The sequence below is a fragment of the Arthrobacter sp. LAPM80 genome, assembly GCF_046736435.1.
Lineage (GTDB): Bacteria > Actinomycetota > Actinomycetes > Actinomycetales > Micrococcaceae > Specibacter.
Genome location: NZ_JBCHVD010000025.1, coordinates 1 through 21,134, shown reverse-complemented (window position 1 = coordinate 21,134; position 21,134 = coordinate 1). Strand labels below are relative to the sequence as shown.

18 protein-coding genes and 1 pseudogene are annotated in these 21,134 nt (G+C 61.2%); 17 read left to right on the top strand and 2 right to left on the bottom strand.

What is annotated here, in order from left to right; translation table 11 throughout:
- The first annotated feature begins 15 nt into the window (after positions 1 to 15).
- The 6 genes and pseudogenes from AAGW05_RS17095 to AAGW05_RS17070 all read left to right on the top strand — a co-directional run.
- Positions 16 to 1,359, top strand: a complete 1,344-nt coding sequence (locus AAGW05_RS17095; protein ID WP_411805764.1) for an alpha-L-fucosidase — start codon at positions 16 to 18, stop codon at positions 1,357 to 1,359.
- Positions 1,356 to 2,228 (top strand): ROK family protein, encoded by an 873-nt coding sequence (locus tag AAGW05_RS17090; RefSeq protein ID WP_411805763.1) that lies wholly within the window; start codon positions 1,356 to 1,358, stop codon positions 2,226 to 2,228. Before AAGW05_RS17095 ends, AAGW05_RS17090 begins: the two co-directional genes overlap by 4 nt.
- A 38-nt stretch (positions 2,229 to 2,266) precedes the next feature.
- Entirely contained in the window at positions 2,267 to 3,685 is a 1,419-nt protein-coding gene (locus AAGW05_RS17085) for a sulfatase family protein (protein ID WP_411805782.1), read from the top strand.
- Entirely contained in the window at positions 3,682 to 5,256 is a 1,575-nt protein-coding gene (locus AAGW05_RS17080; protein WP_411805762.1) for a M81 family metallopeptidase, read from the top strand. Before AAGW05_RS17085 ends, AAGW05_RS17080 begins: the two co-directional genes overlap by 4 nt.
- 16 nt (positions 5,257 to 5,272) lie before the next feature.
- A complete protein-coding gene (locus AAGW05_RS17075; RefSeq protein ID WP_411805761.1) occupies positions 5,273 to 5,986 on the top strand; it encodes a copper homeostasis protein CutC in 714 nt (237 codons plus the stop codon).
- 166 nt (positions 5,987 to 6,152) lie between these two features.
- Positions 6,153 to 6,515: pseudogene (locus AAGW05_RS17070) on the top strand (transposase); the annotation flags it as partial.
- A gap of 569 nt (positions 6,516 to 7,084) precedes the next feature.
- Here the strand turns inward: AAGW05_RS17070 and AAGW05_RS17065 are convergent.
- Positions 7,085 to 7,744, bottom strand: a complete 660-nt coding sequence (locus AAGW05_RS17065; RefSeq protein WP_411805760.1) for a GntR family transcriptional regulator — start codon at positions 7,742 to 7,744, stop codon at positions 7,085 to 7,087.
- 160 nt (positions 7,745 to 7,904) lie between these two features.
- On the opposite strand from AAGW05_RS17065, the gene AAGW05_RS17060 reads away from it, so the two are divergent.
- From AAGW05_RS17060 to AAGW05_RS17010, 11 genes are all read left to right on the top strand, one after another.
- A complete protein-coding gene (locus AAGW05_RS17060; protein ID WP_411805759.1) occupies positions 7,905 to 8,957 on the top strand; it encodes a Rieske 2Fe-2S domain-containing protein in 1,053 nt (350 codons plus the stop codon).
- Between the two features lie 9 nt (positions 8,958 to 8,966).
- A complete protein-coding gene (locus AAGW05_RS17055; protein ID WP_411805758.1) occupies positions 8,967 to 9,410 on the top strand; it encodes a hypothetical protein in 444 nt (147 codons plus the stop codon).
- Positions 9,407 to 10,456, top strand: a complete 1,050-nt coding sequence (locus AAGW05_RS17050) for a succinylglutamate desuccinylase/aspartoacylase family protein (RefSeq protein WP_411805757.1) — start codon at positions 9,407 to 9,409, stop codon at positions 10,454 to 10,456. Before AAGW05_RS17055 ends, AAGW05_RS17050 begins: the two co-directional genes overlap by 4 nt.
- Positions 10,457 to 10,517: 61 nt before the next feature.
- Positions 10,518 to 11,444 (top strand): ABC transporter substrate-binding protein, encoded by a 927-nt coding sequence (locus AAGW05_RS17045; protein WP_411805756.1) that lies wholly within the window; start codon positions 10,518 to 10,520, stop codon positions 11,442 to 11,444.
- Between the two features lie 15 nt (positions 11,445 to 11,459).
- Positions 11,460 to 12,404: an amino acid ABC transporter permease gene (locus AAGW05_RS17040; RefSeq protein WP_411805755.1), complete on the top strand. Its 945-nt coding sequence runs from the start codon at positions 11,460 to 11,462 to the stop codon at positions 12,402 to 12,404.
- Positions 12,405 to 12,409: 5 nt separating this feature from the next.
- On the top strand, positions 12,410 to 13,192 hold the full coding sequence (locus AAGW05_RS17035) for an amino acid ABC transporter ATP-binding protein (RefSeq protein WP_411805754.1): 783 nt from the start codon (positions 12,410 to 12,412) through the stop codon (positions 13,190 to 13,192).
- A gap of 24 nt (positions 13,193 to 13,216) precedes the next feature.
- Positions 13,217 to 14,182 (top strand): PDR/VanB family oxidoreductase, encoded by a 966-nt coding sequence (locus AAGW05_RS17030; protein ID WP_411805753.1) that lies wholly within the window; start codon positions 13,217 to 13,219, stop codon positions 14,180 to 14,182.
- 266 nt (positions 14,183 to 14,448) lie between these two features.
- Complete coding sequence (locus AAGW05_RS17025; protein ID WP_411805752.1) at positions 14,449 to 15,459, top strand: alkaline phosphatase family protein; 1,011 nt, start codon at positions 14,449 to 14,451, stop codon at positions 15,457 to 15,459.
- A gap of 290 nt (positions 15,460 to 15,749) precedes the next feature.
- Complete coding sequence (locus AAGW05_RS17020) at positions 15,750 to 16,211, top strand: hypothetical protein (RefSeq protein WP_411805751.1); 462 nt, start codon at positions 15,750 to 15,752, stop codon at positions 16,209 to 16,211.
- Entirely contained in the window at positions 16,212 to 17,549 is a 1,338-nt protein-coding gene (locus AAGW05_RS17015; RefSeq protein ID WP_411805750.1) for an MFS transporter, read from the top strand.
- Positions 17,542 to 19,245, top strand: coding sequence for a TIGR03767 family metallophosphoesterase (locus AAGW05_RS17010; RefSeq protein WP_411805749.1), 1,704 nt, complete (start codon positions 17,542 to 17,544; stop codon positions 19,243 to 19,245). The genes AAGW05_RS17015 and AAGW05_RS17010 overlap by 8 nt, the downstream gene beginning before the upstream one ends.
- A gap of 802 nt (positions 19,246 to 20,047) precedes the next feature.
- Here the strand turns inward: AAGW05_RS17010 and AAGW05_RS17005 are convergent.
- A complete protein-coding gene (locus AAGW05_RS17005; RefSeq protein ID WP_411805748.1) occupies positions 20,048 to 20,908 on the bottom strand; it encodes a universal stress protein in 861 nt (286 codons plus the stop codon).
- Between the last annotated feature and the right edge of the window lie 226 nt (positions 20,909 to 21,134).

Genomic DNA, 21,134 nt, shown 5'->3' with positions numbered 1-21,134 from the left:
CACAAAAGGTATCAAATGATTAACTTTGAGGATCGTGTTGGGCCGGACTTTGGCGAACACAACCCCATCTACCCGGACTGGGACTTCCCCACCTGGCTGGCCGACGCCAAATTCGGGATCTTTGTGCACTGGGGCCTGTACTCCGTGCCGGCCTGGGCAGAGGTTGGTGACGCCCCCACCGCTGTGGAGGACGCCTACCGCGACCACAAGTATGCAGAGTGGTACGGCAACACCGTGCGTGTTGAGGGCAGCAGCGCTCAGGCCTACCAGCGGAAAACCTTCGGCGCCGGAAGCAGCTACGAAGACCTGGCTGATGAGTGGAAAGCTGAGAAGTTCGACGCCGATGACTGCCTTGCGCTGTTCCGCCAGGCCGGTGCCAAGTACGTTGTGCCGACCGCCAAACATCACGATGGATTTTGTCTGTGGGCCACCGAAACTACTCCTTTCAACAGTGCAGCACGCGGACCCAAACGCGATCTCATGCAGGAATTTGCTGATTCCACCCGCGCGGCCGGGCTAAAATTCGGCAGCTATTTTTCCGGGGCCCTGGATTGGCACGTCAGCGATTTCCCTGCGATTGATTCGGACGCCGACGTATTCCGTCTGCGCCGTAACGACGAACATTTTGCTCGCTACGCACACGCACAGGCAACTGAACTGATCCACCGTTTTTCCCCGGACATCTTGTGGAATGACATTGAATGGCCGGACGCCGGGAAGTCGGATGCCGACTTCGGTGTGGCAGCACTTTTTGGCGAGTATCAGAAGTCGGTGCCCGGCGGGATCGTCAATGACCGCTGGGGGGTTCCCTCCCACGGCTACCTGACGCGCGAATACAGTGATATTGGTGGTTTGGCCGACAAGCATTGGGAGAGCTGCCGCGGGCTGGGCCGGTCCTTTGGTGTGAACCAGCAGGAAACGGAAGCAGATGTGCTTAGCATCGCTGAACTCGTTGCCCACCTGGTTTCGGTGGTTTCGCGCAACGGCAACTTCTTGCTGAACATCGGCCTGGCAGCCGACGGCACGGTCCCGGACATTTACCGCGAGAGGTTGTTGGGTCTTGGTGCGTGGCTGGAGACCAATGGTGATGCGATCTACCACACCCGCCCCTGGTCAGGGACGCTTAGCGATGAGCAACTTCGCCACTACGCCGTCACGGTCTCGGCGGAGGCGAGCTATTTGTGTGTGCTGACCCCGAATGAGCGGTTGCCAGCTGCCCCGCTCCCGGTTGGTGGCGGTTCATGGCTGGGAACCGACACAGTTTCAGCGCAAACCCTCGTGGTGCCGGAGGCGTTGCGGAGCCAGCCTGTGGCCGTACTGCGTATCCCGCATGACGTTGCCGACGTTGATCCGGCATGAGCGAGCTCTGGATTGGCGTGGACATCGGCGGCACGAAAATTGCTGCCGGTCTGGTTGATTCCCACGGACGGGTGGTGGCGCGTGTGCAAAAGCCGACCCCGCAGGGTGAGTCTGCCATTGCCGATACGGTGGTGGCGGTAATCCTTGAACTGATGCCCGAACCAAATGGGCTTTTGGTGGGCGTGGCCGTTCCGGGCTATGTCTCCACTGATCACCGATCGGTGCTTTATGCGGCCAATCTGGAATTGGAAAACACCATGTTGGCGGACCTGTTGGAATCCCGGCTGGACATCAAATGCCTGGTCATCAACGATGCCAACGCAGCCCTCTGGGCGGAGTACCGTTTTGGTGCTGCCCGGACAGCGCAGGATGTTGCCATGGTCACCGTCGGTACCGGAATCGGTGGCGCGCTGCTGGTCAACGGCCAACTAGTGGTGGGGGCTCATGGCTTTGCCGGGGAGATTGGCCACATGGTGGTTGATCCCGGTGGGCGGCCTTGCGGTTGCGGCAGTCGCGGCTGTCTGGACCGATATGCCAGCGGCAGCACTCTGACCACCGTGGCCCGGACCGCTGAGGATTTTGCCGACATTGCCCACTGGTTGGGATTGGGGCTGAGCCAGGTGGCGATGTTGTTTGACCCGGGACTGATCCTTCTGGGCGGAGGTGTCAGCGCCGTCGGTGATGCGCTCACACAACCAACCCAAGCCAGATTGAACGAACTTCTTGCCGAACACGGGCGTCCGTCGGCGCCGCGGATCCGTACGGCGGAACTGGGGCCCGATGCTGGATTTATTGGGGCCGCCGCCTATGTGGCGGACAACCTTGCCACTGCCCAGGCACCGTCGATATCACAGGGTTTATTAAACTAGGAAAGTAGGGTAGCTCCTTGGTAGCTCAACCAAATGTAGTGGTGGTCTTGGCTGACGATCTTGGTTGGGGAGATCTGTCGTGTTATGGCGCGGAAAAGATACACACCCCGAACCTGGACAGACTAGCCCGCGATGGTGTGCGCTTCACTGACTCGCACGCGTCCTCGGCTGTGTGCACGCCCAGTCGATACAGTTTGATGACCGGGTCGTACCCGTGGCGCAGCCCCTTGAAAAGTGGAGTCCTTGGTGGTCTTGACCCGGCCATCATTGATGCCGACGCTCCCACCCTGGCACGGGACTTCAAAGACGCCGGTTACGCCACTGCTGCGTTTGGCAAATGGCACATGGGCTTGGACTGGACGGCCCACGACGGTACCAAGCGCAACGCTTTCGCTCCCGGGTTCGCATCCCAGATGCAAGGCCACGGCCGGGAGATTGACTATGCGGTCCCGTTTACCGGCGGTCCGGTGGCGCTTGGTTTTGATACGTACTTTGGAATAGCCGGATCATTGGACATGCCGCCGTACTGCTTTTTGGAGCAGGACCGGGCCGTTGGGCTGCCGCTGGAAGAGAAGACCGATCTCGTCTCCTCCCAGCGTCCGGGCCTGCAAAGCCCGGGGTGGCAGGACGATGCCGTTGACACCACCGTCGTGGCGAAGGCTGCGGACTGGATACAGGAGCAGCGTGGCCGTGCCGAGCCCTTCTTCGCGTATGTTGCCACCGCCGCGCCCCACCGTCCGTGTGTTCCGCCGGCATTCATTCAGGGGCGTTCCAACGCCGGATTGCGCGGAGACGGCGTGATCTTGGTTGATTGGATGGTTGGCGAACTGATGAAGGCCTTGGGCGATGACTATCAAAACACTGTCTTCGTTTTTACCTCAGATAATGGCGCCCCCACCATGTTCCCGGAAGACGGCGACGTGGTGGTGCACCGTCCCAACGGGCCGTGGCGAGGCCAAAAAGCTGATGCTTGGGAAGCTGGTCATCGGGTGCCGTTGATTGTGGCTGGCCCAGGCATTGCCCAGGATCAGGTTCGTGATGAGCTGGTAAGTCTCATGGACATTCGTGCTACTTTGGCCGATCTGGTCTCCGGTGCCCATGCCGGACCGGGGGGAATCAAAGAGCCAGGCACACTCAATGACGGCGTTTCCTTTGCCCCGCTGCTGGGGTCAACGGAGCACGATGCGGGTTCTGCTAGGATCCTGGGCCACCAGGCCTTCGACGGCACGTTGGTTTTGCGCCATGGGTTGGGCAAGGCAATATTTGGCAGCGGATCCGGGGGTTTCTCGGAACCTGTGGGTGTCCCGGATGATACGGGGCGCGGACCCGGCCAGTTTTATGATCTGGCCAGGGATCCCGCTGAGACCACCAACCTTTGGGCGCAGAATGCGTCCGAGGCGTTGGAAATGATTGAAACTTTTGAGCACAGCACAGGATTTAAGCGAGGCACACGATGACAGCACAGCACAAACTATTAGACCTTCCAGACCAGTCTGAGGTGTGGTGCCCGCCGCTGTCACCGGTGCAGGACGGTGGATTGGTCCGCCCCAGAATTGGAATTGCCGGGATATCGATTGAATCCAGCACATTCTCACCCCATATCAGCGGCGCCGAAGCGTTCACCGTTCGGCGCGGTGCAGAGCTGACCGGCTATTACCCCTTCTTAAACGACGGGAGCGAGCTCAAGGAGGCCGCCGAGTGGGTGCCGTTGATGCATGCACGCTCGCTGCCCGGCGGCGCCGTGGACCCCGATCTCTACGTGGCTTTCCGGGACGAAATTGTGGAGCGCATCAAAAGTGCAGGGCCCCTTGATGCCTTGTTCTTTGACATTCACGGGGCCATGAGCGTGATCGGGCGCCAGGACGCCGAAGGAGATTTGGCACACCACGTGCGCGCTGCCCTAGGTGACGCCGCACTTATTTCAACCTCGATGGACCTCCACGGAAACGTCTCCTGGAAACTGCTCGAAAGCGTTGATCTCATCACGTGCTACCGGATGGCGCCGCACGAGGATGAAATGAACACGAAGGAGCGCGCTGTCCACAACCTTCTGGGTCGGCTGCGGGCATCCACCGGCTCGGATGTGCACAAGCGCCGCCCGCTTAAGGCATGGGTGCCCGTGCCGGTCCTCTTGCCCGGTGAAAAGACCAGCACGCGACTGGAACCTGCCAAGGGAATCTATGATCAGGTTCCTGCCGTCACCGAGCTGGCCGGTGTCACTGACGCCGCCATTTGGGTGGGGTACGCATGGGCCGATGAACCTCGCTGTCAAGCGTACGTAGTGGTCACCGGCGATGATGAGGCCGTCATCACCCGTGAGGCCGAACGCCTGGCGCACCTGTACTGGGATGCCCGGAACGATTTTGTGTTTGTGGCCGAGACAGCCACCCTGACGGAGGGCATCCAGGCGGCAACTGCCCCCGGTGCCCCGCGGCCATACTTCCTCTCCGATACCGGTGACAACCCAACAGCTGGCGGAGCCGGGGACGTTACCTGGACACTGGCCCAGTTGCTGGACAGCCAACAACTGGCGGCGGCCGACGTGAAGCTGGTGCACGCATCGATCTTTGATCCCGGTGCGGTTGCCCAGGCGGTGGCTGCCGGAGTAGGCGGTGCCGTGGATGTGGAAGCTGGCGCCCGGGTTGACCACAACGCCCATGGTCCGGTCAGACTGCAGGGGACGGTGTATTCGATCACCGATGGTGATGCGACGGCGGGAACCCAGGCCGTCATCCAGGTAGGAAATGTTTTCTCCATTGTGACGCAGCGCCGGAAACCGTTCCACCATGTCTCTGACTTCACCCAGCTGGGTCTGGACTTGAAAGAGTTCGGCATCATCGTGGTCAAGATTGGCTACTTGGAGCCAGAGCTCTTTGACGCGGCGGCAGGATGGAAGCTGGCCCTGACCCCTGGCGGTGTGGATCAGGACTTATTGCGTCTGGGACATGCACATCTGGCCGATGGTGTATTTCCTTTTGCCGCGGCAGACAACACCCCGCCCCTGACCGCCGTCGTGCATCGCCGATAGATTGTTGAAATCATTGATGGATTTGGAAATTGCCGTCCAGGATGCAGCGGGAGCACATGCAGCCATTGCGGGTGGAGCCACCCGGGTGGAGTTGTGCACTGCGCTGCGCCTGGGCGGTCTGACGCCGTCGAACGGCACCGTTGAGGCCGTGCTGGCACAGTCGCAGGGCAGACCCCATTTCTTACAGGCACTGGTGCGTTCCCGCGGGGGAGGGTACGTGTACAACCGCGAGGAAGTGGCGGCGATGGCGTTGGAAATCAAGCATTTGAAAGCTGCCGGTGTTCATGGTGTGGTGGTTGGTGCGCTAACGCCCGAGGGGGACATTGACCTGCGGGCGTTGGAGCAGTGGGTCGACGCCGCCGACGGACTGAGCGTCACGTTCCACCGGGCGCTGGACGCGAGCATTGATCCGTTGGCGCAGCTCATGCGCCTGACGGCTTCAGGAGTCGGTAGAGTTCTCACCTCCGGAGGTGCCGCACGGAGCATCGACGGGCTGGCCGTCCTGGCAGACATGGTGGCGCACCGCCCCGCGGGCATTGAGATCACGGTTGGTGGGGGCGTTCGGATACAGGACATTCCCGCGTTGGCTGGGGTTGGCGTCGATGCTGTGCACCTGTCGGCACGGACGGCATTCGTTGACAAGTACCCGGCCGGACCCGGCGGTGGTACACAGGAACTGGATGCCACAAGCACCAGCCTCGTGGCACAGGCCAGAGCTGCGCTGGGCTGAGCCACCTGTTTGTCATCCTCGGCAGTTCGCCATCGGCCCTTGACGAACAATGGAACAGTATTTTGCGCCAGGGGCTCGTGAACTGGCCGTCGTTGGAGAACATGGACAATATTTTCGGCTGAGCATTCTTGTAATCCACGGGCTTTGATGCACTTGGGTTTTTCATGGTGCGAGCTGGCAGCGGTGCCGGGTCCATCTCATGCGTGACGTGCTCTCGATCGTGCCAAGGGATCCCAGGACATGGTCGCCTCAATCATCCGCTGCCTTAATCATCCGCACCGCCTTCGCCCAGCCCGACGCTGCACAGGTGAACACCCAGTTCGACGACGTCCTCGCGTTCACCGGCTTCCCGGCCAGCCACTGGCGGCAGATATGGTCCACGAATTCCATGGAACGAATCAGCAAGGAGATCAAACGGCGCACCGATGTTGTCGGCGTCTTCCCCAACCCGGCAGCCTTGTTGCGGCTTGCCGGCGCGGTTCTCGTCGAGCAACATGACGAAGGGGAAGCCGGGGACAGCCGCTACCTCTTGCGAAGCGTCCATGGCAGAACTCAAGGCCATGAACACGACACCCGCCGAACCCGTGGAGGAGGCGATTTTGCTCCCAGAACTCACAGCAGCACAATCAAAGAACTGACCCGCACGGTGTCGAGGCAAACTGCACCACTCAGCGGGACGTAACCCGCGGTTTGTAATTCCTACTGGCCAGCCCGGGCAGTTTCGGTTCGAATGTCCCGGGTTCCTCGCCCGGCAACAAAGGCAAAACACTAAAAAGGAAGCTGCTGCGTAGGGGGTGGCCTCGTAGAAAGCTAAGCGGGAGATCCCGGACCGGTTGGTGGCCGAGGTTGGTTGGTCCCGGGCCAACGGCCGCCGCCCGCCCAGCAACGCCTCCAAGTAGTGTGGTTCTCCCACAGAGGCCCCGCTTGGATTTGTACGACCTCCTCGTGCGTTCCGGTGTTTGGCGGACACTGACGAACTGCCGCACGCGAACACGTAGAATGTGGGCGCCAAGGACATTGCGCAAGCGAGAGAGGGGTATCGCACCGTCCGCGCAAGCGGCCCCCCTTTTGTGTGAGAGCAAGCTGTCGCCGGTCCCCCTACGCGTCCGGCCCCAGTTGGTGGTCGGACGGGTCGTGGCAGGTGCGAAGGACCTCAACGATGGCGTCGGGGTCGTTGGCCTTAAGCGCTTCGATGATGCGCCGATGGTCGGCTGCAAGCTTTGTCTGGTGGGAGGGGCCCTGGGGGTAGGTCATGTTGATCCGGCGCTGGATGGGGTGGCCCCACATGGTGGCCAAGGTGGAGCGCAGGTAATTGTTGGGGCATGGTTCTATCAGGGCCGCGTGAAACTGCATGCCCATCAGGAACAGCCCCTTCGCATCGGCAGGGTCCAAAGTCTCAAACTCGTCAACCATGGCCCGCAGACGCACCATCTGGGTGGGTGTGTGTTTGCCGCAGGCTTGTCGAGAAGCGATGGATTCCAGGGCGTAGCGGACCTCGTAGACGTCCCGCACGTCCTGATCACTGAGCTCGTTGACGATGTACCCCTGCCCGGGGACGAGCGTGGCGAGCCCTTCCTGTGCCACGAGGGTCAGCGCGTCCCGGACGGGGGTGCGGGAAACGCCGTATTGGACAGCCACCTGCTCTTGGACCAGCGCCGAGCCCGGCGGGAACTTCCCATCGATGATGTCGGAGCTGATGCGCTCGTGAACCTGGACCGCGAGCGGTCGCACATCGCCGATCTTGGTCGTTCTGGTCACTGATGCCATTGCAAGTCTCCGTAGATGGTGGACAGTTGTCACAGTCTAATATGCCGGTGAAGGACATCACGACTGGAAATGTGGGCAAGTTCACATTAATGCTTGACCCCATAGTATCCACGGTATACGTTGTATTCAACCGAACCGGAAGGCTTGAGAGATGTTTGTTTTGAACACATGGTACGTGGCTGCATGGTCCACCGAAGTGACGCGCAAACCCATTCGCCGAGTGATCTGTCAGCAGCCGATCGTCCTCTTTAGGACCCAGGACGGCGGCGCCGTCGCACTTGCAGACCGTTGCGCTCACCGGGCGTTCCCGTTGTCGCAGGGGCGCACCGTCGGTGACTCCGTGGAGTGCGGCTATCACGGCTTTACCTACGGGCCCGACGGCGTTTGCACCAAGGTTCCGGCCCAGACCACCATTCCGGAACGGGCACGCGTGCGGAAATACCCGGTGGTGGAAAAAGATGGCTGGATTTGGGTGTGGACCGGAGATGCCGAGCTTGCCGACCCCCGGGACGTGCCGGACACGCACTGGATGGTTGATCCGAAATGGGCCACCGTCACGCATTCAGTGCATTTCAAGTGCCGCGCCGACCTGATTCACGACAACTTGCTGGACCTGACCCATGAGTCGTTCCTGCACAAGACGACCGTGGGTGACGACTACATCTACCAGCACGGGATCACGGTGGAGGTCGACGGCAATGTAGTCAGCGTCGACCGGCTGATGCCCTCGGTGGAAGCCCCGCCGCTATATGCGGAGACGATGGACGCTCGCGGCCTTTTTGACCGTTTCCACTGCACCGAGTTCTTTGTCCCCAACCTTCACGTGCTGCACTCTGGAATCACGGGCGAGGGGCGCCCCCGTGAGGAGGGCTATCTGATCAAGGTGCTCAACGGCATCACCCCGATTGACGAGCACAATTCCTGGTATTACTACGCTTTTAGCCGGAATTTTGGTCTTGACAATGCCCAAGCCACCGAGGACCTGCAGATTGGCCTGGGCACGGTGCTGGATGAAGACGCCGCAGCATTGGAGGCACAGGAGATCGGCATGCAGGACCGTCCTGACGGGGAATTTGACGTGCTAATTTCGCAGGACGGGGGAGTGGCGAAGGCCCGCCGTATCCTCACAGCCCTGCTGAAGAAGGAGCAAGCCGCAACAGTCCCGGCCCGCGTTCCGCAGCCCGCCGCTTCGCGGTCAGTTTAGGTAGCCGGGATGTGGATGTTAATCAGGGCCAACGCCCTGGGAAGTGTCACGGAACCGGAGCGTGGGACTCGGACACTTGCAGCCTGCCCGGACACGGCCGAGCGCGGTGATCCCTGGCGCTGGACGGTCAGCCTCGACGCGGACCAGGCGGGGGTGGATGTGTCCGTGGACGAGGACTACATCGCCGCCGAGGTCACTGACTTCACGGATGGCCATACGGGACTGTTGCACCGTCTCGGGGGACACCAGCTGGTTGTCGCCGGGCTCGCAGGCGAGGCCCTTGTGGCTGCCGAAAATGGGCCCTGGGAGAGATGGCTGAAGCCCGGTGATGCGTTCATTGTTGAAGGTGAAGAGGATGAGACCCTGCGGTTGAGCCTTGCTGCGGCGCAGTCCAAGGTCTCCGTCGTATCCTTGGCCCCGAAACGTGCCCATGCCCTGAGGTGGGTGCCATGAGCCAGGCCGCCGCTGTCGTCCAAAATGCCGTCAGCGCGCGGTTTACCGGAATTGAGTTCGGCAAGCCGGGCAAGCAACTTGGCTACGGACACGTGGTGCATTCTGACAATGTGCACGACGGTTCGGTGATTCCAGTCCCAGTTGCCGTCATCAGCTCCGGTCCGGGCCCCACGGCGCTGCTCGTGGCTGGCACGCACGGCGACGAATACGAGGGACAGGTGGTGCTCCACGAGTTGATTCGCGAGACCCAGCCGCAGCACCTCGGCGGAACGTTGATCATTGTTCCCGCAGCCAATTCCGCGGCCGTCCGCGGCGGGATGCGGGTATCGCCGATCGACGGCGGCAACCTGAACCGCAGCTATCCCGGCACGGGGGACGACGGGCCAACTTCGCAGATGGCCAGACTCGTGGCGGGCGCCCTCCTGCCGCGTGCCGACGTCGTCCTTGACCTGCACTCCGGCGGGTCAAACTCAAGCTACGTGCCCAGCACCTTCATCTACCGCGGCCCGGACGAGGCACTCTGGGAGCGAAAGGTGCGGGCCGCCCGCTTACTCCGCCTGCCGTACGCGATCGTCGTCCCTCCGCGTTTGGAGCCGGGCTCGCTGAGCACCGCCGGGGACGACGCCAGAATCCTGACCCTGTCAACCGAGCTGGTGGGTGGCGGCACGGTGTCCCGCGCAGCACTGGCCATGATCCGTCGTGGACTTCCCGCACTGCTGTGCGACGCCGGGGTCATGAGGCCCGGCGCCAACCCGGAGCCTGAGGATTCCAACGTGGGCGAGCCGGTATGGCTGGAACTCGTGCCGGAGTCGACGGTCACGTCCCTTGTTACCGGGATTTTTGAACCTCTCGTTGATCTGGGGGACCGGGTCCGGGCCGGTGAACCGGTAGCCCGTGTGCACTTCATTGACGAACTCGACCGTGCCCCGGTCGAATACGTTGCCCGTACTGACGGGATTGCGGCCATCGTCCGCCGCCAGTCCCTGGTCAGTGTGGGAAAGCATCTGGTTTATATCGCACCGGAGATCCCGATTGAAAAGCTGTAAACAAGCCCTGTAGTTAGATCTGGCGCGACAGAGACGTCGCTGCCTCACGAAAGGTAAGTTCATGCGCATACAACACAAACCACTCTTGATTGCGGGGGCCCTGGCCCTGACGCTCGCTGCGTCCGGTTGCACCACGGTGGACACTCCGTCAGCGGCCGGCGGGCCGTCAGACCAGGCATCCCCTGTGGCCGCCGCACTGACCGTCAACGTCGAGGCCCGAGCCCTTGTGCCTGCCAAGATCCTCGACGCCGGCGAACTGAAAATCGCCTCGGACCCGACGTACCCGCCGTTCGAGTACTTCGACACAGACAACAAAACGATGATCGGCTGGGACGTCGACATGGGCAATGCAATTGCCGCCGTGCTGGGCCTGAAGGCCGTGCATGTCCCTGCCACGTTCGACACCATCCTGCCGGGCCTGACCTCGCACAAGTATGACCTCGGCATGTCCGCCTTCTCCGTCACCCCTGAACGGGCGAAGGCAGTGGACTTTGTGCCCTACCTGGACAGCGGGACCGGACTGGCCATCACTCCCGGTAACCCCCACAAACTTGCCATGGACAGCTCAAGCTTGTGTGGGTATGGGGTCGCAGCCCAGAAGGGGTCGACCCAGAGCATGGACGTCCTGCCCAAGCTGTCGAAGGGATGCACGGACGCCGGAAAGAAGGCTATCAACATACAAAACTTTCCCACGCAAACCGACGCCAATCTGGCCCTGACCTCAGGCCGTGTGAACGCGGTAATGGCCGACAGCGTATCCCTTGCCTATCAGGGAAAGCTGGCCGAGGGCCGTTTTGAACTTGCCGATGGCCCGGACTATGAACCCCAGCTCACCGGCACGGCACTGGACAAGGGATCGGACCTACTGCCAGCCATCCAAGCGGCCACAAAGCTCGTCGCCGAAAGCCCGGCGATGGCCCAGATCAACGCCCGGTGGGGCATGCCGGCCAGCACGGCGATCACTGTCGACAAGATCGTCATGAAGTAGCAAGCCATGGTGGACATGACGACAACACCAGAAGAAACAATCGCGGCACCACGCGCGCGGATCAAGGATCACTACACGGTGGTGAAGGCCAAGCATCCTGGACGATGGGTTTCTGCTGCCATCATCGCCGTATTTGCGGTGTTGATGGCCCGCTCCGTGGCTACTAACCCTCGTTTTGGCTGGGAGACCGTGGGCCTGTACCTGCGCGAAGTCAGCATCGTCCAAGGGATCGGTGTGACGCTGGAACTCACGGCAGTGTGCATGTTGATCGGCATTGTGCTTGGTGTTCTGGTGGCGGTCCTGCGACTCTCACCCAACCCCGTGGTCCGCACGGCGGCCTTTGGATACGTGAACTTCTTTCGCGGCACACCGGTACTGGTTCAGTTGTTGTTTTGGTACAACCTGGCCGCACTGTACCCAACGATCAGTTTTGGGATCCCGGGTGTTTCGCTGGATGCCAACGCGATCATCACGCCTATGTTTGCCGCAATCCTGGGACTGGGGCTGAACCAGGGCGCCTACATGTCCGAGATTGTGCGGGCCGGGATTCTCTCCGTTGACAGCGGCCAGGTGGAGGCCGCCGGAGCACTGGGCATCAATAAGCTTCAGACGATGCGCAGGATCGTTTTACCGCAGGCGATGCGGGTCATCATCCCTCCCACCGGCAACGAAACGATCGGGATGCTCAAGACCACGGCCCTGGTCAGCGTCATTTCCGTCCCGGAACTCCTCTATTCATCACAGATCATCTATGCCCGGACATTCCAGACCATCCCGCTTCTGATCGTGGCGAGCATTTGGTACATCGTGGTGACGTCGATCCTGAGCGTTGGCCAGTACTACCTGGAACGGCGATTCGCCAAGGGCGGACAGCGGAACCTGCCACTCACCCCGATCCAGAAACTCAAGTCATTTTTCAACACCCATGACCGGCTAGCTCGGAAAGGCGGATTATCGTGACTGCCATGACAAAGGAAAAAGGCATGGCCGTGCCCATGGTGCGCGCCGACAGGATCGTCAAGAACTACGGCAAGCTCAACGTGCTGGACGGTCTTGACCTGGAAGTCAATGCCGGTGAGGTTGTCTGCCTCATTGGCCCCTCGGGATCAGGCAAGAGCACCTTCCTGCGCTGCATCAACCACTTGGAAAGCATCGACGGCGGCCGGATGTGGGTTGATGGGAAAGTGATGGGTTATGACATCAAGGGATCGCGGTTGCATGAACAGCGGGAAAGCCAGATATGCAGAAATCGCACCGAGATTGGCATGGTATTCCAACACTTCAACCTGTTTCCCCACATGACGGTGCTGGAGAACCTTATCGAAGCACCGCGCCTGGTGCTGAGAGAAAAGAAATCTGTCGTCACTAACCGTGCCCGGAAACTTTTGGGGATGGTGGGCTTAGCAGACAAGGAGCACGCGTTCCCGCGCCAGCTCTCAGGTGGCCAGCAACAACGGGTAGCCATAGCCCGCGCATTGTGCATGCAGCCTAAGCTGATGCTCTTTGATGAGCCCACCTCGGCACTGGACCCCGAGCTGGTGGGGGAGGTGCTGAAGGTTATGAAGGACCTGGCCCTTTCGGGGATGACCATGGTCGTGGTGACCCACGAGATGAATTTTGCCCGCGACGTCGCCGACAGGGTGGTGTTCATGGCTGATGGACGGATCGTGGAAGAAGGGCCCGCCCGTGACGTGATCTCCAATCCCCAACACGAACGCACCAAGGCGTTCCTGTCATCCGTACGCTAGGCCCAGACCTGGAAGGCATTGACCATGAATCCCAACGAGTTCTTTGACGTGTCCGTCACCACTGTCACCCGAGAATCCGATTGTGTGCTGTCCCTGCAGCTCGAACACCCCCTTGAAGCAGCGCTGCCAGGGTGGGAGCCCGGCGCCCACGTGGATGTGCTGTTGCCTAACGGGCTGGTGCGGCAATACTCCCTTTGCTCGGAACCAGACCAGGCTCACTGGCGACTGGCCGTGCTGCGCGAACTGTCCGGGCGTGGCGGTTCCGCCTACGTCCATGACGAGCTTCAACCCGGCACTAAGGTCCAGATCCGGGGTCCCCGGAATAACTTTGCACTGGCGCCGGCGCCGGAATATCTGTTCATCGCTGGCGGAATCGGCATCACCCCCATCCTGCCGATGATCCGCCAGGCCGAGCGCAGCGGTGTGCCGTGGCGGATGGTTTATCTGGGCCGCAGTCGCGAGAGCATGGCGTTCCTGGCCGACCTCGAGGAGTATGGCGAGAAAGTGCACATCCATGCGGATGACGAAAGTGGACGCTTCCCGTTGGCCGAGCTGTTGGACCGGCCGAATCATGACTTCCACCTCTACACTTGCGGCCCGGGGCCGCTGTTGAAGGTAATTCAGGACTTCACCGCCAGCTGGATAGACCAGTCGCGCTTCCACTTCGAGCGTTTCGTTCCAGACCCCGCCGACGCGGGTGTCGCCACAGCCCCCGTGGCCGGCGACCATGCCTTCGAGGTGGAACTCAGCGACGGACGGGTGGTTGATGTCCCCACGGGCACCACCATCCTCAAAGCCCTCGAGAATGCTGGCGTATCAGTCCTCAGCTCCTGCCGTGAGGGCATCTGTGGCACGTGCGAAACAGGCGTGGTCTCAGGTGAGATCGACCATCGCGACAGCCTGCTCTCCGAGGATGAACGGACCGCAATGGACACCATGATGATCTGCGTCTCACGCTGCAAGGGGCGACTGTTGGTGCTGGACCTCTGAGCTAGGGGGCTGACAAGCTGCGGCACGGAGTGCAGTGCAGGGGGTAAGTTGCCCAGCAGACCATGGCCAGCAGTTTTTCCAGCCTTGCCAGCCTACGCAGAGGGTGGGTCAGCTGAAGTAACCCTCACGGGCAAGGGCGGCCTAGTTGCCCCCGTTGTCGAATCAGCGTCGGGGCTCAGGCCGGGACAAAGACCACACCGGCCCGGACAGACCCGGATTCGAACACCGGCGTTCAGTTGGCTGCCCCGCGGTTCAAGGGCAGTTTCATGCTCGACGCCCAAGGCGAGCAGCAGCTGATCGTTGCCGGCAACCGTGGCACTGGCAGGCAGCCCGTGCAGGTGCTCACGGTCGCTCAGCCGCTCGATGACACCGTTTTCGCTGCAAGGTCTGGCCAGACTTTGTGGGTCAGTGATCCGTCGAACACCAAGGTCTACTCGCTTACAGCTCTGTCCAGGTCCGGACAGGCAATTTCCACGGCAGGTTCAATCCAATGCAGGGCTGCCTGCGGGGCCCGCACCACTGATCGACGCTTCGAGAACAACAGAGAAGAGTTGAAGGCGCTGTTCGTCAACGAGAAAATCGGAGCGGGAAAACGAGTTAGAGCCGCTGGGACGACGGCACCTCAGGGCCTTCACTACTTCGGCTGCCGTAGCGGCAGGGTCATCCGCACTATGCCGAGGTCTTCGGCGTTCAGCTTCTCTCAATGGCGGGGTGTGATAGCAATGTCACGCTGTGATTGTGGATGGGCTGGGTGCCGTGCAAGCGAAGGCCGGGGCGACGATCCGGCACCCATCAAGCACGTGGTGGTGATCTTCCAGGAAAACGTTTCCTTCCACCACTACTTCGCCACGTACCCCAAGGTCGACAACACGCCGGGTGAAACCCTGCAGGGCAGTAGCGCCGCTGCACCTGCATTCACCGCGGCGAAGAAGACACCGCACGGCATCAACACCCTGGCCAACGCGGGCCTGCTGGCACCGAACAACCCGAACTCGATCCAGCCCGCACGGCTGACCCCTATGCAGGCCGTCACGTGCGATCAGGACCGCGGCTACACCGTCCGCCAGTCTGATGCGAACGGCGTGGGAACTGTCATCGGTGACCCGGACCGTATCCCGGGCCTGGTTCCAGTGCGGTTTCACGCCAACCACCCCCGCAACCGCCACCGGCCCGGCGTCGTGCCTGCCCACCCCCTGGCACCCGCGTCCCCCGCGGAGAGCGGCCACGCCGCCTACTCCGACCCGGTTGATGAACAAAACTTCATCCCGCCACCGTGAACAACATCGAAAAGTCCAAGAACTGGGACAACACGGCACGGTCGCCTCCATCACACATGCCAGCCACGGAAACAGCGACGACACGGACAGGCAGGAAGGCCGACTGACCCAACCCCGACGCTGACCCCAGGCAGTCCCGCAGCTCACCTCAAAACGCCTCCCGGCCGCACCGGAATGCGTTTTGGGGTGGATTGCCGCGGTGTGCCGGAAAGTTTAATTTCACGGCGTGTTCACCCGGTCTTCGGATGCAAGCCCCCGGTTCGTCACCGCCTGGTTTTACCGTAGGAGTCGTGAAAAAGAAAACTATTCCGGTTATCGCGAGCCCATTGTTACAGGCCCACATTGCCGTCGCCGCCGTAACTACCGTCGCTGGACCGCAGAACGACGGAACCGCAGTTACGCCGGCCGGGATGCGAGGCACCCCGGCCGGTCGACAAACCACGCTGGGCGGCCTGCCCCTGAATTCCGCCATCTCACCCGGCGGCGGGAAGCTTGCCGTCACCAATGACGGCCAGGGCCCCCATTCGCTGCAACTGGTGGACTTAGGCAGCGGCAATGTCGCGATGACCCCGGTCGGACACCGTCCGCTGTCCGGCACCGTCTCCCAGGACGGGGCCACGGCGTACGTGACCAACCCAGGCGCCTCCGACGAGTCGGCCGTGGACTTCACCGGCGCCGAACCGAAGGTGGTCCGCCCCATCCCCGCGGACCTGCACTTTGTGAAAGCTATGCACTACCAGGAGGTGTTGTAAATGTCGCTCACCGAGCTTGACAGCCCACGCGTCAGGCGTTTTCAACGCAAAGTGACACTGCTGTCGGCAGGTGGAACATTCCTGGACGGGTTCGACCTCACCGTCATCGCCGTCGCCCTCCCGTTGATCAGCAAGCACTGGTCGATCACGCCGCTCGAACAGAGCCTTGTTGTCTCGTCCGCCATTATCGGTTCGTTCATTGGGGCGAGCTGGCTTGGCAGCTTGACTGACAGGTTCGGCCGCAAGGCTATGTACGTGATCGATCTGCTCGCGTTCGTCGTATTTGCGGCTCTCACGGCATTCTCGCAGGACGTTTGGCAGCTCATTGCCCTGCGTTTTCTGTTGGGCGTGGGCATCGGTGCCGACTACCCCATCTCGGCGACGCTGGTCTCCGAGTTCTCCTCCAACAAACGCCGCGGCAAGCACATCACCTCACTCGGTGCCATGTGGTTCGTCGGGGCCGTGGCCGCATACGTCTTCGGATTGGCCCTCGCCCCGCTGGGCGACTGGTCCTGGCGTGCGCTGCTGCTGCTTGGTGCAGTGTTTGCGTTGATCGTGTTCATTTTCCGAGTCAAACTCCCTGAATCGCCCCGCTGGCTCATCCACAAGGGCAGGATCGATGAGGCACGCGAGGTACTCCGGTCCATCACCGGCGAAGAACCCAACGAGTCAGACCTCCAGGTGTCCAGGAACCCCAAGGTTCGGTCGAGCATCCTGTTCTCCAAGACCCTGCGCAGGCGGACGTTTTTCGTCTGCGGATTCTGGTTTTGCTACGCCACCGCGTACTACGGCATCTCCATGTACACGCCCACCATTCTTGCTCCTTTCGCCAACGGAAATCGGACGATCGTCATCATCGGCTCCGGCTGCGTGGCGTTACTCGGCTTGGTGGGCGCCATTATCGGCATGAACCTGGTAGACCGCTGGGGGAGACGGCCACTGATCGTCATGTCCTTCACCGGGTTGACCGTTGCGCTCGTGATTCTTGCCTTGGTTCAGGAGCCGACCCTGTTCGTCCTGGTCGCGCTGTTCAGCGTAGCCGTCCTCTTTGCAAACTCGGGCGCCGGAATCTTGAATTTCGTGTATCCCACTGAGCTGTTTCCCACAGCCGTCCGGGCAACAGGAGCCGGCCTGGCCACGTCCGTCAGCCGCATCGGCTCAATCCTGGGTGTGTTGGTGTTTCCCAACTTCGTGGCGACCTGGGGCACCAACGCGGCCCTGTGGTTCTTTGCCGCGGTGGGCCTGTGCGGTCTCGTTATCTGCGTGCTCCTGGCACCCGAAACCAAAAACAAGAGCCTCGAGGAGATCAATGTCGAAAGTGAGAAGGCCCTTGTCTAGTTCAGCTGACTCAGCGCCCCAAGGTTCCGTTCGCCCGGGCAAGGACACCACCGAACGAACCATCGTCAAGGCCGCTCCTAACGCGCTTTCCTACCGGCGGCTGGAGCTAGGCCCGGGTGAGCCACACCTCGAGCGACGCGAACTCCTGGGCCGCAACACGGAAGGTTGGGATGCCGACGGAGAACGCCTTGCCCGGCTCCTGCACATCACCGACTTCCAGTTGGCCGACCTGGCCTCACCCAGCAGGGTGGAATTCCTGCAACGTTTCACCGACGTACCGCAATGGCGCCGGATGCTGCCGGCCTACCGCCCGCAGGAGTTCATGCTCACGCAGGCCGTGGAGGCGATTGTCCGCACCGTCCGCCGCGAGGCGGAGGCCTATCCGGCTGCCGTGGACCTCGTGGTCACCACCGGCGACAACACCGACTCCGCCCAAGAGAACGAGCTTGACCTCTACTTGGCGCTCATGAATGGCGGCGGGATCAACCCTGGGAAGGGCAATGGGAGCCTGGCAGACACCGTCACGTGCTCGGGCGACGCCGCGTACTGGAATCCGGGACTGTCCTCCCGTGATGAATGGAAGGAACAGCGCGGCTACCCGGACTACGCCGGGGCCGTTGATGCAGCGGCCCAAAAATTTACCGGTGTGGGCTTGGGCGCACCATGGCTGACGTGTTTTGGAAACCATGACTGCCTAATCCAGGGCCGGGCCGAGGCGCCCGCAGGTTATGACGCATTCCTCACGGGCGACAGAAAACCGGTCAGTCGGCCGGTGGACCGTGAGCCGGGGGCGGACGCACTGGACGAGTACTGCGGGGATCCGTTCTGGGTTTCCAGCGGCCCATCCATCCCGATCGAATCCCGCACCGACCGCCGCATCGTGAGCAAGCAGGAGTATATCGAACGGCACTTTGAACCGTCAGGTACACCGCTTGGCCACGGGTTCACGCCGGAAAACCGTGAGAATGGGTCGGCGTACTACACCTACGACGGGGTGCCCGGTGTGCGCGTGATCAGTCTGGACACGACCAACCCCGCCGGTCACGTGGACGGCTGCGTAAACGAGGTGCAGTATCGCTGGCTGGAAGCCCGCTTGCAGGAGGTGCATTCAAGCCATAGCGCTGAGGATGGCAGTGAAGTCCACCCCGGCAACGAAGACCGCCTCGTTGTACTGTGCTCACACCATGGTCTGTCCACGATGAACAACGCCACGCCGCAGGCTGACGGCCAACGCCTCTACCTGGCCGACGCCGTCGAAAAGCTACTCCACCGCTACCCTAACGTGATGCTCTGGCTCTCTGGCCACACGCACGTCAACCGGGTAACCGCCCGGCCACGGACGGACGGCGGCGGGTTTTGGGAAGTTTCTTCGAGTTCAGTTGCCGAATGGCCTGTCCAGCTTCGCAGCGTCGAGCTTATCGTCGTCGACGGTACGGGTGTGCGCATCCGGAACACAATGATTGATTCGGATGTTCCCATCAGCCCCACGGGTGGCACCGATCTGGCCGAGTTGGCCTCACTGCACCGCGAGGCCGCCGCCAATGACCCCAATTCGGTGGGCGGGCTCGAGGCCCACGGTTTATCGACGGACAGAAATGTTGACCTGCTGGTGCCGTTGTCGCCAACGGTGATCCGCAATGTTTTGAAGGGGATGCGGGAGACCCCAGCCGCCGGGAACCTCTCAACCCCGACCTGACATGTCACTACCGTCCACTAACTGCCGATTTAGACACAGCAGGGGGATGAGCCCTGGCGCATCTATAGGTCTCGGAATGAGTGAAACATCCGACGCTAGTCAACCCGGGCTGCCTGCTGGTAACAGACAGGGGCCTGGGCTCGGCTTGTCCCTTCGACGGGCTTTCTAGCCGACGTGGCGATCCGCTTTCGGAATGGTGAAGCGTCTTCGGTGGAGGTCCCCGTGCGGCACGGTGAGGGCCGGGAGTCCTGGCGAGTGGGGATAGGGCGATATCCGGCCGTCGGGGGGCACACAAACGTCCCACCTTTTTTGCTTTCTGAAGCAGCAGGCGGTGTCAAGCCTTCATCTACGGGCCCGACGACCACGACATCTAAAACCGCACGAACCTCCACCATGCCGTTTTCGCACATCACATCCACCTGCGCCAGCATCAGCATCCAATCCCATCAAATGAACCATAGCTGGGACATCCATCAGCCACTCCTCGGCGTCGACAGTTCACCCTGTTAACCGCCGGATACGTGCGGTTCGTGTGGGTGCTGAGTAGTCTCAGTAATGTGCCTCATTTCTGAAATTCTTATCAATCCAATAGGCAGGCTTTGATGGGGTGCAGGAACCTTATATTCGTGCATATGGATACTGGAAGTGACATCAGGCGGGGCCACCGAGATTTGGAGTTGCCCTCATGGGGTCCTTATTTGGGGGGCTGACTATTTACTCTCTCGGTCTGCCAGTAAAAGCAACGGCTTGATATATCATCGTGGGTCTCTGAGTCGAGTATCTTCGTTGAAGTCAGTAAAAATCAGAGGTTAAGCCCATAGTCACGAGGGACGACTATCATGGGCACTGGTAGTTCGTGGAGCATCTTGTACGCCGTCCTGCCGAGGAACAATTTTCGCCCTTCTGCCAGGCGGCTCGAACCGATCAGAACAATCTCGTCATCGTTCCATTGAAGGTTTTCGATCGCGTCCTCAATGGTCGATCCCTGTGCTAGAACCGAAGTGACGTCCGTGTTGGCTGACGCGGCTGCTGTTGCCACCAGTTCCTCTATCCGGTCCTTGGTTTTAGCAAACTGGAACTGGTTGGCGTCCTTTGCATGGGACTCGTCCACGGCGAGCAACGAAATCAGCCGCAGCGGGACGTGGCGTCGTGACGAGGAATCCACGGCTACTTTGAGCAGTTCACTTGCGCCCTCCCTGCCGCCGACAGCACAAGTGATCCGAGTGATCGATGATGAGGATTCATATCCGGAGGGTGCCAGGGCCACGGGCACGGGGGATGTATGCAGGAGAGTGTTGGCTACTGTGCCGATAGTAAAATGCTTGAGCACCCCGCGTTTCGCTGCACCAATGACTATAAGCCCAGCGTCCACTTCCGCTGCAACCTCCATCAGTCCCTCCGCGAACGATTCGGCATAGCGCAGATGGGTTTGGGCGGCTACATCCGGGGGGAGCATTGCCAATGCTTCTTCCAACCACACTTTCGCGTTGCCGGTGAGGATTTCTTGGACACCTCGCTCAGGGAATCCAGCATCCTCAGGGCGTGGATTGTCCAAAACATGAACCAGATCCAAGTGGGCATCCTGGGTGCGGGCAATCGAGGCGGCGAGGGCAATGGCCTCTGCACCGCGTTGATCGGGGGTGTATCCAACTATGTAGCGCATGAAGTGTCCTTTGAGTCTACTTTGAACCGGCTGCCGGCTGGCCGCCGTACGTATTTCTACCTGTGTGCAACTGTTTCTTGTGCGGCCCCACGCAGTGACTAACCCACCGGCGGGAGCCGCATCTCCGCCCTTGTCGAGCCCATTGTCGTAAGCGAGGCCGTTTGTGGTTTAGTTCACATCAATGTCAATATCCTCTTGCGGCCGATCCACTGTGATCTCACCGCGC